Source organism: Endozoicomonas sp. NE40, assembly GCF_040549045.1.
Lineage (GTDB): Bacteria > Pseudomonadota > Gammaproteobacteria > Pseudomonadales > Endozoicomonadaceae > Endozoicomonas_A > Endozoicomonas_A lisbonensis.
This window is the reverse complement of record NZ_JBEWTB010000002.1, coordinates 4,859,565-4,874,962: the sequence shown is the minus strand read 5'-3', so window position 1 is coordinate 4,874,962 and position 15,398 is coordinate 4,859,565. Positions and strand designations below refer to the sequence as shown.

16 protein-coding genes, 3 tRNA genes and 1 pseudogene are annotated in these 15,398 nt (G+C 49.8%); 11 read left to right on the top strand and 9 right to left on the bottom strand.

The genetic code is table 11. The features are described from left to right. Positions 1 to 76: 76 nt before the first annotated feature. From traL to V5J35_RS22930, 11 genes are all read left to right on the top strand, one after another. Positions 77 to 358 (top strand): type IV conjugative transfer system protein TraL, encoded by a 282-nt coding sequence (traL, locus tag V5J35_RS22980; RefSeq protein WP_262567795.1) that lies wholly within the window; start codon positions 77 to 79, stop codon positions 356 to 358. Then, a complete protein-coding gene (locus tag V5J35_RS22975) occupies positions 355 to 909 on the top strand; it encodes a TraE/TraK family type IV conjugative transfer system protein (protein WP_354009359.1) in 555 nt (184 codons plus the stop codon). Before traL ends, V5J35_RS22975 begins: the two co-directional genes overlap by 4 nt. 20 nt (positions 910 to 929) lie before the next feature. After that, positions 930 to 1,715, top strand: a complete 786-nt coding sequence (locus V5J35_RS22970) for a TraK domain-containing protein (RefSeq protein WP_354009358.1) — start codon at positions 930 to 932, stop codon at positions 1,713 to 1,715. A 22-nt stretch (positions 1,716 to 1,737) separates the two neighbouring features. Beyond that, positions 1,738 to 2,913: a TraB/VirB10 family protein gene (locus tag V5J35_RS22965; RefSeq protein WP_354009357.1), complete on the top strand. Its 1,176-nt coding sequence runs from the start codon at positions 1,738 to 1,740 to the stop codon at positions 2,911 to 2,913. After that, positions 2,910 to 3,314, top strand: a complete 405-nt coding sequence (locus V5J35_RS22960) for a TraV family lipoprotein (protein ID WP_354009356.1) — start codon at positions 2,910 to 2,912, stop codon at positions 3,312 to 3,314. The genes V5J35_RS22965 and V5J35_RS22960 overlap by 4 nt, the downstream gene beginning before the upstream one ends. Positions 3,315 to 3,395: 81 nt before the next feature. After that, positions 3,396 to 3,680, top strand: a complete 285-nt coding sequence (gene traA, locus V5J35_RS22955) for a TraA family conjugative transfer protein (protein ID WP_354009355.1) — start codon at positions 3,396 to 3,398, stop codon at positions 3,678 to 3,680. A 2-nt stretch (positions 3,681 to 3,682) separates the two neighbouring features. Further along, on the top strand, positions 3,683 to 4,888 hold the full coding sequence (locus V5J35_RS22950) for a TraI domain-containing protein (protein WP_354009354.1): 1,206 nt from the start codon (positions 3,683 to 3,685) through the stop codon (positions 4,886 to 4,888). Next, a complete protein-coding gene (gene traD, locus V5J35_RS22945; protein WP_354009353.1) occupies positions 4,885 to 6,708 on the top strand; it encodes a conjugative transfer system coupling protein TraD in 1,824 nt (607 codons plus the stop codon). The genes V5J35_RS22950 and traD overlap by 4 nt, the downstream gene beginning before the upstream one ends. 22 nt (positions 6,709 to 6,730) lie before the next feature. Further along, a complete protein-coding gene (locus V5J35_RS22940) occupies positions 6,731 to 7,351 on the top strand; it encodes an IncC plasmid conjugative DNA transfer DtrJ family protein (RefSeq protein ID WP_354009352.1) in 621 nt (206 codons plus the stop codon). Next, positions 7,351 to 8,208 carry a conjugal transfer protein TraF gene (locus tag V5J35_RS22935; protein ID WP_354009351.1) on the top strand — a complete coding sequence of 286 codons (858 nt, stop codon included), beginning with the start codon at positions 7,351 to 7,353 and terminating at the stop codon, positions 8,206 to 8,208. The genes V5J35_RS22940 and V5J35_RS22935 overlap by 1 nt, the downstream gene beginning before the upstream one ends. Then, the gene (locus V5J35_RS22930; protein ID WP_354009350.1) at positions 8,198 to 8,467 is read left to right on the top strand and encodes a hypothetical protein; all 270 of its coding nucleotides are present in this window, start codon (positions 8,198 to 8,200) and stop codon (positions 8,465 to 8,467) included. Before V5J35_RS22935 ends, V5J35_RS22930 begins: the two co-directional genes overlap by 11 nt. On the opposite strand, the gene V5J35_RS22925 is transcribed toward V5J35_RS22930, so the two are convergent. From V5J35_RS22925 to V5J35_RS22885, 9 genes and pseudogenes are all read right to left on the bottom strand, one after another. Next, positions 8,464 to 9,510, bottom strand: coding sequence for a tyrosine-type recombinase/integrase (locus V5J35_RS22925; protein ID WP_354009349.1), 1,047 nt, complete (start codon positions 9,508 to 9,510; stop codon positions 8,464 to 8,466). The two genes, V5J35_RS22930 and V5J35_RS22925, sit on opposite strands and share 4 nt — an antisense overlap. A 227-nt stretch (positions 9,511 to 9,737) precedes the next feature. After that, positions 9,738 to 9,824, bottom strand: a tRNA-Leu gene (locus V5J35_RS22920). A gap of 60 nt (positions 9,825 to 9,884) precedes the next feature. Continuing rightward, positions 9,885 to 9,958, bottom strand: a tRNA-Cys gene (locus tag V5J35_RS22915). 91 nt (positions 9,959 to 10,049) lie between these two features. After that, positions 10,050 to 10,125, bottom strand: a tRNA-Gly gene (locus V5J35_RS22910). Between the two features lie 92 nt (positions 10,126 to 10,217). Then, positions 10,218 to 10,778, bottom strand: a complete 561-nt coding sequence (gene pgsA / locus V5J35_RS22905) for a CDP-diacylglycerol--glycerol-3-phosphate 3-phosphatidyltransferase (RefSeq protein ID WP_354009348.1) — start codon at positions 10,776 to 10,778, stop codon at positions 10,218 to 10,220. 133 nt (positions 10,779 to 10,911) lie between these two features. Further along, positions 10,912 to 12,753, bottom strand: a complete 1,842-nt coding sequence (gene uvrC / locus V5J35_RS22900; protein WP_354009347.1) for an excinuclease ABC subunit UvrC — start codon at positions 12,751 to 12,753, stop codon at positions 10,912 to 10,914. Positions 12,754 to 12,810: 57 nt separating this feature from the next. Further along, positions 12,811 to 13,464, bottom strand: coding sequence for a UvrY/SirA/GacA family response regulator transcription factor (uvrY, locus tag V5J35_RS22895; protein ID WP_354009346.1), 654 nt, complete (start codon positions 13,462 to 13,464; stop codon positions 12,811 to 12,813). A 114-nt stretch (positions 13,465 to 13,578) separates the two neighbouring features. After that, positions 13,579 to 14,524 (bottom strand): annotated as a pseudogene (locus V5J35_RS22890) (electron transfer flavoprotein subunit alpha/FixB family protein). Beyond that, positions 14,524 to 15,273 carry an electron transfer flavoprotein subunit beta/FixA family protein gene (locus tag V5J35_RS22885; protein WP_354009344.1) on the bottom strand — a complete coding sequence of 250 codons (750 nt, stop codon included), beginning with the start codon at positions 15,271 to 15,273 and terminating at the stop codon, positions 14,524 to 14,526. Before V5J35_RS22885 ends, V5J35_RS22890 begins: the two are co-directional and overlap by 1 nt. Between the last annotated feature and the right edge of the window lie 125 nt (positions 15,274 to 15,398).

Sequence of the window (15,398 nt, the reverse complement as noted above, 5' to 3'; positions counted from 1 at the left end):
ACAGTTTAATCGAAATAAACGAAATAGCAATAAACGAAATATTCGAAAACACATTAACTTCACAAAAGTGGAAATCATGGAAATCCCCCGCACCATCAACGACCCCATCCAGTTCCTGTTCTGGTCACTGGACGAAGTTTACCCCGTCGCCGTCGGCCTGATCTGGGGTATCTGGTTTGATCATCTGTTGTTTGGCATTTTGCTGGGCATTATGGCGATACGGCTGTACCGGCGATTTCGGGATCGGCACCCTGACGGGCATCTGAGCCATCGAATGTACTGGCTGGGGTTCTGTTTCTCCCGATCCAAAACATTACCCAACCCCTATATCCGAACTTTCTATCCCTGCCGCAAATGACCATCACCGACTACCTGCAACGCTTTAAAGAGTGGCGACAACGGCTCTGTATGGATCGGTTGATCCTGCTGATTCTGGTCGTTACCAATGCCCTGTTGATTGTTCACTGTTTGAGCCGCAAGCCAACGGTAGAGCTACTGATGCCGTTTATGGAAACTCAGGCTTGGATTCATTCCGGTGAGGCGTCTGTCGCTTACCATGAATGGTGGGGGCTGTCGCTGGCAGAGCTGTTGGGCAATCTAAACCCACAGAATCTGTCGTTTGTAGAATCCCGATTGCAAAGCCTGTTTGCTCCCAACCTCTACCAGCAGGTGCAGGACACACTGAACAGGCAGTTCCGTCAATTGCGGGACGATAAAGTCAGCATGAGCTTTGAACCGTTACATCTTGAATTTATTGAAGAATCAAAAGCCGTAAAGGTCACGGGCAATGCAGTAATGAACTCTGGTAATCAAAGGCTGAAGGGACAAAAAAACTTCACGTTCCGGTTCGACATTATCCGCTACCGCCCTGTGCTGGCTGCCATTCAGATTGATTCCAACCTGAAATAATCCCCCTGGAGAACCTCACTATGAACAGAACACTGGCTTCTGCCGTCTGTATTTATTGCCTTTTATTTGGATCACCCTTAATCGCAGCCGGAACACCCCCGGTAAAATTGCAGGTGTCCCCCGGACAACAGCAAATGGTCACATTGAGCCGATTGCACCTGAACCGGATCGTGACACCTTTTCCCGCACCCCAAGTACGCACCATTGATCAGGCGGACATTCGTATAGAAGGCCCTGTTATCTACCTTTCGTCACGACAGGAGGAACCTTTTGTCGTGTACATCACTCCTCCCGACAATGAATCCCACGCCCTGTCGTTATTGGTGACTTTGTTGGACGTACCACCAAAAGAGATCCAGCTCACCCTGTCCAAACAATGGCAACGAATCTTACTGGGCAATCGGGAAGCTGCCCGAAAATGGGAAGAGTCCGCAGACTATGAACAGACCATCACCGATATTTTAAAGACACTGGTCAAAGGTCAAATCCCGGAAGGCTACGAATTGGGGAAGTTTACCGCTTCCACTGTGCAACCTTGCCAGCAGGATGGACTGGTCTTTGACTTTACCCAGGCACAACAGGTTCAAGGACATCATTTTAATGTTTTGGTCGGTACCACCAGAAACCACACCGAGAAACCGGTGACCTTCCATGAGCAGAGCTGTCATGGTCGTTACGTCAGTGCGGTATCCATGTGGCCGAAAAACAGTTTATATCCGGGACAGAAGCGAGAGCTGTTTATTGTTTCCCAAGCTGAAGAGCCGGAGTCAGCTCCTCCTGTTCGCCCTTCATTACTCAGCTACTGATTCTTCTTTTCATAAAAAGCCCATGAACACCCTTAACCGCTATTTAACGCCCGGAGTCCAACGTTTAGGCATTGTGCTGGGCAGTGCTCTGGTCATCATCACCCTGATTTTTGTCACCAGCAAAAAGTATCAACCGGAGGGCGACAAAACCGATGAGACAAACGCACAGAGCGTGGATTTTACCGGCGTTCCTCCAAAAGAGCTGACCCTGAACCGCATTAGCGCCGATCTGGAGAACATTAATCAGCAGCAACAGGCACTCCATGAACAACATCAGAAAGAGATGGAGCTGTTACAACAGGAAATTAAACGACTGAACAGCGTTGATCCGGCTCAAGGCAAAACCATTGCTACAGAAGCCATTAATTCACCAGAACCCTTGCCTCCTGACGTTTTGAGCTGGAACCATTATAACCAACCCCCTCCCTTGCAATACCCTGAGCCTGAAGAGCAAGAAGCTCCGCCGTCACCTAAACCCATACGCATGCTGGGCGCTACTTTCACGCCTCCGGCAACAACAGACACCAAGGCAGAGATAAAACCCAAGTTATTGCGTTTGCCCGCTGGCAGTATTCTATCGGGTCAGCTTATAACAGGACTGGATGTACCCACCGGCCAAGGCGCACGACGGGAGCCTTATCCCGTTCTTATCCGAATCAAAGCCTCCGCTATTTTACCCAACCGCTACCGAACCAATGTCCGTGAATGTTTTGTGCTGGCTTCCGGCTATGGCGACCTGAGTTCAGAACGGGCTTACCTTCGCAGTGAAACTTTGTCGTGCATTTTCAGCAACAAAATCAAAGACAAAGAGCAGATTGTTGAACGACCACTGGAAGGGTATTTAGCCGGAGAAGATGGCAAGGCAGGTTTGCGGGGCAGACTGGTCAGCAAGCAGGGACAGGTCATGGCGAAAGCGGCGATGGCAGGATTTCTCAGTGGTGTCAGTCAGGCTTTTGATATCAAACCTGTTCCGGTGTTCTCAGTGGTACCCAATAAAAACGGTGAAATTCAGTCTCCTTTTCAATCCGGGTTAAAAGGCAGTGACGCCCTGCAAAGCTCACTGATCAAAGGAAGCAACAAAGCTCTGGAAAAGCTGGCGGACTTTTATCTGAAACTGGCGGATCAAATGGTACCGGTTATTGAGATCAGCGCAGAACGAAAAGTTGATTTGATCCTGACCCGAGGGTTAAAGCCATGAGCGTAAAACATTTCAAAATCGTCGTGACCTTGTTCCTTTGTGCTTCAACCTTTTTCCTTCAGGGCTGCTCCGTTTTGGGAATAGGAGAAAGTGAATATGCCTGTGAGAAGCCCGGCAAAGGGGTCTGCAAATCCGCACGGCAAGTCTACAGGGACACCGACCTCTCCACCATTGAACCCATAACACCGCCACAACCACCCACCATGACCAAAGCAGAACCTGATCTAAATGTCATCACTCCTGAATCAATCCCAAACCGGTTACCCGCTCAAATCCTGAGAATCTGGATCGCCCCCTGGGTGGATAAACAGGGTAACTGGCACAGCGGCGGTGTGGTGATGACCGACATCTACCCGAGGGAATGGCAGTCTGCGGTTCCCATTTACACTTCCACTGACTAAGAGACGTATCCCATGTATTCCTTATCTTGTCTTGCCAGCACTCCCCACTTCTTACAAAGCCACCTCCATCAGCAACGCATAATGCTGCAAACCGCAGCAATCCTGATACTGGCCTTATTGTCGCCAGAACTCTGGGCTGCAGACACTTTGACCGTCACAGGCTCCAATGATTTTTCGGAAATCTACGGGCGATTAGTGGGCTGGATTAAAGGCGACCTTGGTCGAACACTGTCCATCTCCTTTGTCCTGATAGGACTGGCTTACGGCATGGCACGCAACTCCCTGATCGGTTTTGCTACCGGCGTCGGTGCGGCTGTTGGTTTGCAGGTGACTCCCACCATTATCAACTCCATATTCGGGCTCTAACCATGACCGCTTCCCAGGTTTTATCGGTGGTTAACCACTGGCTGCACCCTCATCAAAAAACGGAATCTCTGCCAACACCCCACCCAGCACCGGATACCAATCCGTCAGAGGGGTGTGCAGGCTATCAGGTGGGAGTAGGAACCATATTGCATCAGCAACAACTATTGATTCAGCAGGTCAATGAACAACTCTGTCTGCCTGATGAACTGCAGGAACTGTTTAACCAGACGCTGGATCAGCTGGCTCTCTGGCTGCACTTATTGCCTGCTCACCCCCTGCATCATTGTGAACCCGCCGGAGCCTTACGCCATGCTCTGGAAACTGCTTTCTGGGCGGTGTCTTCCACACAACAAATCCATGTGGATCATGATCTCTACCCGGATCGACGCCGGGCAAGACAGCCCCTCTGGCGATTAATGGCCGGTGTCGCCGGACTGCTGCATGACAGTGGACGCATGATCAGCTGTGTAACAATCAGGGATGAACAGGTCGGACAGTGGATGGCGACTCAGCAAAGTCTGCAAAGCTGGCTGCAACAATACCGAATTGAACGTTACTGCCCTCACTGGCAGCACTGTGAATCCCGCCCCGATAAGCCCATTCCACAAGAATATACCTGGACAAACCTGTTACTGCTGGAACAACTGATACCCAACAACCTACGTTATGCCTTAAAGCCAGACCATGATAAGGGCATTCTCTGGCAAACCTTTATCAGCGCACTGGTGGGGCAGAGTAGCCCTTTAGCGGTTAAACAACTGGTGAATGCAGTGGAAGTGGCTCGCCTGAAAAGTGTCAAACTGCACTTTGTACGGGGAGAAGCTCTGACAGGTCTTGCTCACCCCCTTGCCCCAGAGCAGCCAACGTTAAAAGAGACAGCTTTAAAACAAACGGCTTCAAAACAACCGTCTGGAAATGGTTTGGAGTGGTTAAAACAGGTGGTGTCCCGACTGAACCCCGACAGTGTGAAATGGGCAAAAGAGTCTCTGCTTTTGCAATGGCCGGAAGATGTCTCCAGTCAGGAAGGATTGCCCGAACCCGATGCCCTGCTGGAGTGCTGGCAAGAGCAGGGTTGGCTGCGCCCCATCGCTAACCAGGTCATCATTCGCCGCAATGGTCGTCAGGTGATTGCGTTGCAACCGGAAATATCTAAACAGTGTCGCCAATGGCTGCCAGCCAGTAATGCAGCGGCAGAGGCTACACCATGATCAGCGACAAGCCCTACCTGCAAAGCTGGCGACCCATTTATGAACTCAGCTCGGCGGTGCTCTGGTTCACGTCAATGAATATTGCCATCACCCTGATGTTTTTCAGCACCCTGCCAACAATTGGTTTTATGGTGACCACCGCTCTGTGCGCCACAACCACTCTCGTCAGACTGACTCAAGCCCTGCCCCTATGGCAGCGACACCGGAGGTTGAAAGGCAAAAAGCTGACCCTACTCACATTGACCGCCAAACAGTGCCAAACCCTTCAGCAACAAAACAGTGAGAAAGGCGTCTGGCTGGGCTGGGGTTTTGAGTGGCAACGACAGCACGGACAGCTGGCATGGGACCTGCTTCGCAGCGATAACCAGCCCGCCAAATCTGAGAGTATTATGGGCGCAGGCTGGATTCATGGCATGGAAGAGCATGAGCAAACACTGTTTCAACCCTTGGAACAGGTTCAGATGCACACCATGGTGATTGGTGTTCCCGGCAGCGGCAAAACCCGGCTGTTTGATCTGTTGGTCACTCAGGCGGTGCTACGCAACGAGCCGGTGATTATCATCGATCCCAAAGGCGACCATGACCTTGCTTCCCATACGCTCAGAAGTTGTGAACTGTCAGGCAGTCAACGTCGCTTTATGAAGTTTCATCCCGGCTTTCCGGCGGACTCCATCCGTATCAACCTGTTACAGAACTTTAACCGTTCCAGCGAGTTGGCCAGTCGCATTGCCGGGCTGATGCCGTCGGGCGGTGATAACGCACCGTTTCAGGCATTTGCCCAGAAAGCGGTGGATGCTGTGGTGCAGGGCTATCTTCTCTGCGGTCAACGTCCCACTCTGGTACTTATTCGGCAAGGGTTGGAAGGTGGTGTTGCCCGGCTGTTGATACGGGCTTTAACAGCGGTGTGTTCAAGCCACTGTCCTGAAGCCGAGAAAAAAATCACTTCAAAATCACAACAGGGTAAGGCCAATCAGGATACCGTAGCTCGCCGCTGGATAGAGCTTTACCGAGAACAGACCATGCCTGACAATCCATGTACCGACGTAGAAGGATTGATCTCACTGTTTGAACACGACCGGGCGCACTACGGCAAGATGGTCGCTACCCTGCTGCCTGTTCTGGGCATGTTAACCGGTGGACCTCTTGCACGACTGTTATCGCCCGACCCTGCGGATATAGACGACCTTCGACCCTGTACTCATACGGCTAACCTGATTGAACAAAACAAGGTGATGTATTTCGGACTGGATTCGTTAAGCGACCCGATGGTGGGAAAAGCTATCGGGCAGCTGTTACTGGCCGATCTTGCCGCTGTGGCAGGTGATCGTTACAACTACTCATCCACAAATGATCAACCTATTAACTTATTCGTAGATGAAGCCGCTGAAGTACTCTGCCCACAACTGTTATCCCTGCTCAACAAAGGACGGGGAGCCAAATTCCGGCTGTACGTCGCCACCCAGACACTGGCGGACTTTGAGGCGCAATTGGGCTCAGAAGCGGCAGCGGAACAGTTTATCGACAACTGCAACCACCTAATCTGCCTACGAACCCAGAACCCCGAAACCCAGAAATTTATCACCGACAAACTGCCACCGGTTCGTTACCGCTACTTTATCCGCAATCAGGGCATCAGCACCGACGCCAACCGCCCAATGGAGTTTACAGGCAGCTTAAGTGAACAACAGCTGGAGGAAACCGGCGACCTGTTCCCGCCGCAACTGTTAGGCGAGCTCCCCAACCTGGAATATGTGGCACGACTGGGCGGTGGTCGTCTGCTGAAAGGTCGTATTCCGATCATCTGCTCTCCAGAATCCTGAACCTCTGATATCAAAACAATCCATGACAAATTCTCAAAAACAGACCAGCCCCATCGTCGTCTGGTGCTATGGGCTGGGTCTCATTCTGATCTGGCTGGCTATCCCCGGACAAAACATGAATCAATATCTTCAGAAAGAGCAACAGCAATACGCTCAAAGCTTGGGAGAAGGTAATGGAATCTGGATTATCAATACAGGACAGAGGCTCTACAGCAAAACAGTGTTTGAAACGGGCGTTCAGGGCTTTCTACTGAAGCACACTACGCCGGATCGCAAGATGGGCGAAGGGCTCGCCAAAACCATCGAGTTTTTCCAAAGCGTTGTCCGGAACTTCCTGACGCTTCTGCAACAACTGTTTTATCGTATTGCCCTGCTAATCGCCTGCTTTCCTTACTGGGGCATCGTTCTTCTGGCTGCGGTCATGGACGGATGGTTGATCCGGAAAATTCGCTACCATGATTTCCACTACACCAGCCCACTACGAAACCTGTGGAGCCGCAGACTGTGCCGCTGGATTCCGGGACTGTTCTTATATCTGGTGATGATTCCCTGGTCTTTTCCCGTCTGGCTGTTTCCTGTAATGGCTTGGCTGACCACCCTTTCACTCGGTTGGTGGACAGCCAACTGGCAGAAACGTGTCTGATGTTTTTCTTCCTTCTTTTATTACTGCTTTTTCCAGCAACCGCCATCTCGGAGGAGCGATGGTTTGACCGACACTCTGAGGGCTGGTTCTGGTATGAATCGATACCTGAACCAGAAGAGCAAACCAATAATCCAGCTATGTCAGCCGTATTATCAAAAGAGCCTCCTGCCAGCTGGATCAGAAAAAATATCGGTGAATATCTGGACAGGGCAATAGATGACCCAAGCAAAGAGAATATCAGTGCTTATCTCTATCTGAATAAAATAGTGAAAGATAAGGCCGAGCGATTTGCCCATGCTGGCAAACGGATTATAGAAAACGACCCCTATCTGGATGAAAACATCCGACGCCCTATATCTCCCGCAGCAGCAAAAATTAAAGATGATATTGCCTACAAAGCCAAAGAAGCCATTTTGACAAAAATCGCTAAAATGGCAGGGCTGGTATTTTACTACAAGGGCAGTTGCCCCCTATGTCATGTTCAGGCCAAAGCTGTTCTCTTGCTGCGAATGAACTATGGATTTGAAATCATTGCAATATCAACGGACGGAAACACAATTCGAGAGTTCCCTAATAGTCACATTGACTTATCACCACCGGGTGCGTTGAACATTCTTGCTTATCCTGCGCTTTTCCTGATGCGCCCGCCCAGCAATATCAAGCTGGTTCGTCAGGGCGCACTCTCCTTCACTGAGTTGGTTGACCGGCTGGTTGAAGTAGCCTTCGAGCAACAATGGATCGATGAACAGGAATACACCGCTACAAAAATTGCAGGTTCTCACTCGCTACCTTCACTCCACTTCCCCCATCATGAGTTGCCCGGCCCTTTGTTAAAGGTACTGAACGATGAAAAATGAAATCGAGTTCTGGTCAATAAAAAGCATCGCCCGCTTTCTTGATCACTCTATCAATTACACTCGTAATGTTCTGGTCAAACAGACCGGCTTCCCTCCTCCCAGGCATAACGAAATCGTTATTGATGGTCAGCGCCACAAAAGCAAACCCCGATGGTTAAACAGTGATGTGATTCTGTGGGCTGAAAATGCTTACATCAAGTCTGACAATATAGGTGAACAACATCCCAAAAAGAGAGGTCGCAAGCGATCCGTCAGTTAATCTCGCAGTTTCTGCCCGTACTCTCTGGCTGTCTTGCGATAGTATTTTAAGGTTCTGTTCATGTCCCTGTGCCCTGCCTGACGGGCTAATTCAAAGGGTTTCAGCTTTTCAGATAAACGAGTCAAAGCTTCATGTCTGGAATCCCGGAACTGGAGGTTTTCTATGGTTGTCTGCCGGCTAGCCAGAGAGAAGATAGAGCTGACATTCAGTTTATTACTATCAAACCAATACTTTTCCTCTGTTTTGCCTAACTGAATTAACCGGATGGCTTCATCCGTCAGAGCCACTGACTTTTTCCGTTTCTCTTTAACTCTTTCTCTGGGCAAATCGATCACACCCGATTCCAGATCAATTTCGGCCGCTTCTAGAAACTTCACTTCCTGTAAACGCATTCCGGTTTCAAGACAAAGACACCACAACAGCGCTACTGTCTCTCTGGGTGTTTCCGGTTTTCTCTGCCGATCCCAATCATCCAGGGCAAACAGTACTTCCTCAATTTCCTGATCAGTGACCCTGCGATCCCGGTCACTGTCATCGTCTTCACTGAACTTCACTTTCCCCCCGAACGGTGTTTCTTCTATATACCCCCATTCCCTAGCTGTGCTGAATACATGGCTGAGAAAATTTTTATCCCTGACCACCGAGCTGTTCGTTACATGATTCAAGCGATTCAGTTTCCACTCGGCAATATGATGGGGCTCAATTTTTGACATTTTCTTATCCATCAAACTGCCCAGTGGTTCGTGTGAAGGATTGGTGCAGAACTGCATAAACCGCTTACCTTCCCGGAGAGCCGTCTCCTTGCCTTTTTTCTTGGGGCTTACTTCCTTGATATATCGTTCAAAGCATTGGCGCAGGGTTACCTTCTGCCTTCGTACTTTGGCAACCTCCCGTTCAGAGCTGCCCATTGCGGCTATTTCTTCTTCCCTTTTGTTAGCCCAGGACTCAGCTTCTTCTTTTGTGTCGAAAGTTTTGCTTTCTCGCACTCCAAACTTATGAATTCGCACCAACCACCCGTGGATTCTTTCTTCATATGAAGCCATGGAAATCACCCTCTTAGGCTTACTCTCACAGGAAAAGCTTAGTGGTGGAAGCAGTGGTCAGGAAGTGGAAATTTTTGAACGAAAAACACAGTGAAAAGAGGTGAAAAATAGTGAGGAATAAAATTTTTGAAGGTTGAATATTTTAGCGGGAAAGCAGGCGTTTCAAGGGCTGTAGCCCTGAAACAGGCGAAAAAAAAGGCCATCGAATGAACGATGGCCTTTCTGTATGGTGCCCGGAGCCGGAATCGAACCGGCACGACCTAACGGTCGGCAGATTTTAAGTCTGCTGTGTCTACCAATTTCACCACCCGGGCGCTTGAAGCATTGTAGCGCTTCAAGCTTTGAAAAAACAACACCTGTTGTCTTTTCAAATATGGAGGCGAGTACCGGAGTCGAACCGGTCTACGTGGATTTGCAATCCAGTGCATAACCGCTTTGCTAACTCGCCTTTTAAACTGGAGCGGGAAACGAGACTCGCTCTTATTATAAAGAGACGACCCCAACCTTAGTAAGGTTGCATTTCACACTCAAATCTAAATTGGAGCGGGAAACGAGACTCGAACTCGCGACCCCAACCTTGGCAAGGTTGTGCTCTACCAACTGAGCTATTCCCGCTTAATCTTTCCGGGAAGTTGTTCCCGTTGAAGATGCTGCGTAGTTTAAGAATTTTTCTCGTTGTGTCAACACCTTGCGCACATCATTTGTGCTCAGCCCCTAGAGAACGGGGATAAATCAGGCCACGCAGCACGAAGGTACACATACATTGACCATAACGTCAGTACTGCAGAAGCATAAAGCAGGGCGAGACCAATATAACCAATAATCCCTGCCAAAGGCACAGGTGTGAACAGAAGCAGTGTAATTGCCACCATTTGCGCAGCGGTTTTAAGCTTGCCAATCCTGTTAACCGCAACACTGGTGCGCTTGCCCAGCTCAGCCATCCATTCACGCAGAGCCGAAATAACAATCTCCCTGCCAATAATGATCATAGAGGGTACTGTCATCCAGAATGCACCAAATTCTTCAATCAACAAACAGAGCGCGGTGGCTACCATGATTTTATCTGCAACCGGGTCAAAGAACGCACCAAAAGCAGTGGTCTGGTTCCAGCGGCGGGCAAGATAACCATCAAACCAGTCAGTAATGGCTGCCACAGCAAAGATCGCTGCAGAGGCCGAGTAGCTCCATTCATAAGGCATGTAGAAAACCAGTACCAGAAACGGTACCAGAACGATACGCAGTGATGTCAGTATATTCGGGACATTCATAGTTCGGATTGTAATCCAGCGTGAATCTCAGTCGCCACTGACGACCGGATAATGTGGGTCGCCAGTGAATGAAAAAACATGCATAACTTACACAGATGCTGTTACAAGTACAATCAAATACCTGAAGCACAAGTCAGTTAGAGTGTAAGTGTTCGTAAATCTGTTCCGCCAGCTTACGGCTGATACCCTCAACCTTCGCCAGCTCTTCAACAGGCGCTTCAATAACACCATGCCGTCCACCAAAGAACTTCAGCAGGGCTGAACGTCGTTTGGCTCCAACACCGGGTATAGACTCAAGGGTAGATTTCTGTCGTACTTTCTGTCGACGCTGTCGGTGACCGGTAATGGCAAAACGATGCGCTTCATCCCTTATTTGCTGGATCAGCAATAGCGCTGCCTCATTTCCTTTGGAATGCAACTCAGCGCCCTGGTAAATCAGCGTTTCCAGCCCGGGCTTTCGGCTGACGCCTTTAGCGACACCCAGCAGGGGAATATGCTGCAGGGACAATTCATTCATCACCTCTTCAGCAATACCAAGTTGACCTTTGCCGCCATCAACAATGATCACGCCCGGGGTATTTTCAGGGTTTTCTTTAAGGTTTTTATAGCGCTTATGCAGGGCGAAGCGCATAGCGCCATAATCATCACCGGCCGTAACTCCTTTGACATTAAAACGACGATACTCGCTTTTCAGAGGACCGGCTGAGCCAAACACAACGCAGGACGCCACGGTTTCTTCACCGAACGTATGACTGATATCAAAACACTCCATCCGGCTGATGGTTTCTGACAACGATAAAAGCGACGTCAGTTGTTCTGTTCGTTGCAGGCTATGGGTTTTGCTGGCGAGCTGGCTCTCCAGGCTCATATCAGCATTTTTATTGGCCAGCTCCAGCCACTCACTGCGTTCCCCGCGTACACGGTGTTTAATAGCGACTTTTTTTCCACTCACTTCCGTGATCGCTTCGGCCAGTACGGCTGATTCCTGGTATTCGATGGGGATAATGATCTCGGCAGGATAGTCGCGACTGTCACTCAGCTTGATATAAAACTGCCCAAGAAAGTCTGCCAGGTAGTCATTTCTGTCGGCTTCAAGTTTGAAGTCAGGGAAATAACTTTTATGCCCCAGCACTCTGCCCCCACGTACAAACAGGACGTCAAAGCAGACACTGCCAGATTGCTCAGACACACCAACCACATCGGCATTCGCAGCCCCTTTATCGGCTGACTGTGCTTCCTGAACCTGCCGGAGATGGTTGATCTGGTCACGAATGTCGGCAGCCTGCTCAAAGTTGAGGCGTTCCGACTCAGTTTCCATACGTTTAATCAGGGTACGAATTAACTGCTGACTTTTCCCTTCGAGAAACTGTCGCGTATCAGCCACATCCTGCTCGTACTCTTCTTTGCTGACAAGATTGACACAGGGCGCTTTGCAGCGATTAATCTGATACTGCAGACACGGACGGGTACGATTGCGGAAATAGTTGTTATCACACTGTCGTAATTTAAAAACCTTCTGCATCAGGTTAAGACTGTCCCGTACTGCCCAGCCACTGGGATAAGGACCAAAAAACTGACCCTTTTTACTTTTCGGCTTACCACGCTGGTAGACGACAGATGGAAATTCATCCTCGGTCGACAGATAAATATAAGGATAGGATTTGTCGTCTTTCAGAAGAATATTGTACTTGGGTCGCCTGTCCTTAATCAGATTCTGTTCCAGTATCAGCGCTTCCGTTTCTGAACGCGTGATGGTCAGGTTGATACTGTGGATTTTGCTGACCAGTGCCATGGTTTTTGTGGTCAGACCGGTAGGCCGGAAATAGCTGGACAACCGGTTTTTCAGGTTTTTCGCCTTGCCAATATACAGCGTTTCGCCCTGCTCGTTACGCATATCATAGACCCCCGGGCGGTTGGGAGCCTGCTCAAGAAACGTCTTGTAGTCGAAGCGTTCGGAATGATCGCCTGTATCCATAAAGCCTGATGATAGAGATAGAAATTTCGACCAGTATACCCTTCGAAGCGGGCAGGACTAAACGGTTTCCACAAGACTGTGTCGTATAGCCAGATGCGTCAGTTCAACATCACTGGAAATATTCAGCTTCTCGAATATTCGGTAACGATAGCTGTTGACTGTTTTAGGACTTAGAGATAACTGATCTGAAATCGATTGCACCTTTTCACAGCCGACAATCATCAGTGCGATTTGCATTTCCCTGGTTGAGAGTACGTCAAACGGAGAGTCGCTGTCCGGTTGTAGCGATTTCAGTGCCAGCATCTGGGCGATATCGGGACTGATATAACGCTGCCCCCTGGCCACCGCTTTTATCGCTGTGACCATTTCATCGATATTAATGCCTTTAGTGACATAGCCTGAAGCACCGGCTTCCATTAACTTGGTGGGGTAGAGCTGATCATCACAAATCGTCACGGCAATGACTTTTATGGCAGGATTAAACTGATGAATTTTACGAGTTGCTTCAAGGCCGCCAATACCCGGCATTCTCACATCCATCAGGACAACATCAATGCGCTCTTTATCAAGACACACTTTCCGGCAGACTGTAATAGCTTCTTCGCCGCTGGATGCTTCAGCAACCACTTCAATATCTGGCATATCACCCAGCATACGTGAAAGACCGGTTCGTACCAGGTCGTGATCATCGACGATCAAAATACGAATCAAAGCAAACTCCCGAATGTTATTGTTGCTATAAGAGCTTCGCCTTCCATATTTGCAAGTGGACTATCCCTGACAATCGACGGGCAGGGAACGTTTAGGGTCCCCTGCCCGCGGTTTCTACAGTTTCTGCTCCAGTTCAGGTACGGCTTCGAACAGGTCTGCTACCAGACCATAGTCTGCTACCTGGAAAATAGGGGCATCTTCGTCCTTGTTGATTGCCACGATCACTTTGGAGTCTTTCATACCGGCAAGATGCTGTATGGCACCCGAGATACCGATAGCGACATACAGGTTGGGAGCGACAATTTTGCCCGTCTGTCCTACCTGCATATCATTCGGCACAAAGCCTGCGTCTACTGCCGCACGGGAAGCACCCACCGCAGCACCCAGCTTGTCGGCCAGTTTATAGAGAATTTCAAAATTCTCTCCATTACCCATGCCCCTGCCGCCGGATACCACTACTTCTGCAGCAGCCAGTTCCGGACGGTCTGACTCCGCCAGCTCTTCACTGACAAAACCGGAAGATGCCTGCATCATGGACAATATCCAGTGCTTCAACGCTGGCACTGCCTCCTTCCGTAGCCACAGGGTCAAACCCTGTCGTACGCACAGTAATCACCTTCACAGACGCAGTAGACTGAACGGTAGCAATGGCATTACCGGCATAGGTGGGACGCACGAAGGTATCATCACTTTCCACACGCATAATGTCGGAAATCTGATCAACATCCAGTAAGGCAGCCACCCTGGGCATCAGGTTTTTACCCGTCGTGCCAGCGGACACAAGAATGTGGCTGTAATTCTTGCCCAGTTCAGCCACCAGCAGGCTGACATTTTCTGCCAGCTGGTTATCGTAACAGGCGTTATCAGCTAACAGCACTTTACCAACACAGTTAACGGCCGCAGCCCTTTCTGCCACGCCCGCGCATCCGAAACCTGCCACCAGCAGGTGAATCTCACTACCAGCGCTACTGGCAGAAATGGCACCGGCAGCCGCAAGAGTGTTCAGCGTGGCTGCACCCAGGGCTGCATTATCATGATCTGCAACAACGAGAATAGCCATCAGATTACCTTCGCTTCATTTTTTAGTTTTTCTACCAGCTCGTCCACACTGCTGACCTTTACACCTGCAGTGCGCTGGGCAGGTGGCTCAACTTTCAGAGTGGTAATGGTTGAAGAGACGCTGACTCCCAGTGCTTCGGGGGTTTTAACGTCCAGAGGCTTGCGCTTGGCTTTCATGATATTTGGCAGTGAGGCGTAACGGGGCTCATTCAGGCGCAAATCGGTAGTCACTACGGCTGGCAATGATAAGGCAAGAGTCTGCAGGCCACCGTCAACTTCCCGGGTTACGGTCACTTTGTCACCCTCTACATTCACTTCTGAAGCAAATGTCGCCTGTGGCATACCGGATAATGCTGCCAGCATCTGTCCGGTCTGGTTATTGTCGCTGTCGATCGCCTGCTTGCCAAGAATGACAAGGTCTGGCTTCTCTTCATCAACAATGGCTTTTAACAGTTTGGCAACGCTCAGGGAACTGAGCGGTTCATCGGTTTCAACCAGAATACTCCGGTCAGCACCCAGCGCCAGCGCGGTTCTGAGCTGCTCCTGACACGCTTTAGTACCCAGGGAAACCGCTACGATTTCACTGGCCACCCCTTTCTCCTTCAATCGAACCGCTTCTTCCACGGCGATTTCACAGAACGGGTTGATGGCCATCTTGACATTCGTCAGATCAACATCTGAATGATCCGGCTTGACGCGGACCTTGACGTTGTAGTCGATGACTCGCTTAACGGCTACAAGAATTTTCATGGGTTCGCAGCCTTCCCTTTTTATTTGTCTATGGCTTGATATATGGATGCGGGATATAGACTACGTTTGTCGCCCATATTCACAACCTCTGCGACAGTGGAGTCTACCAGCCTGTCAATAAGGGT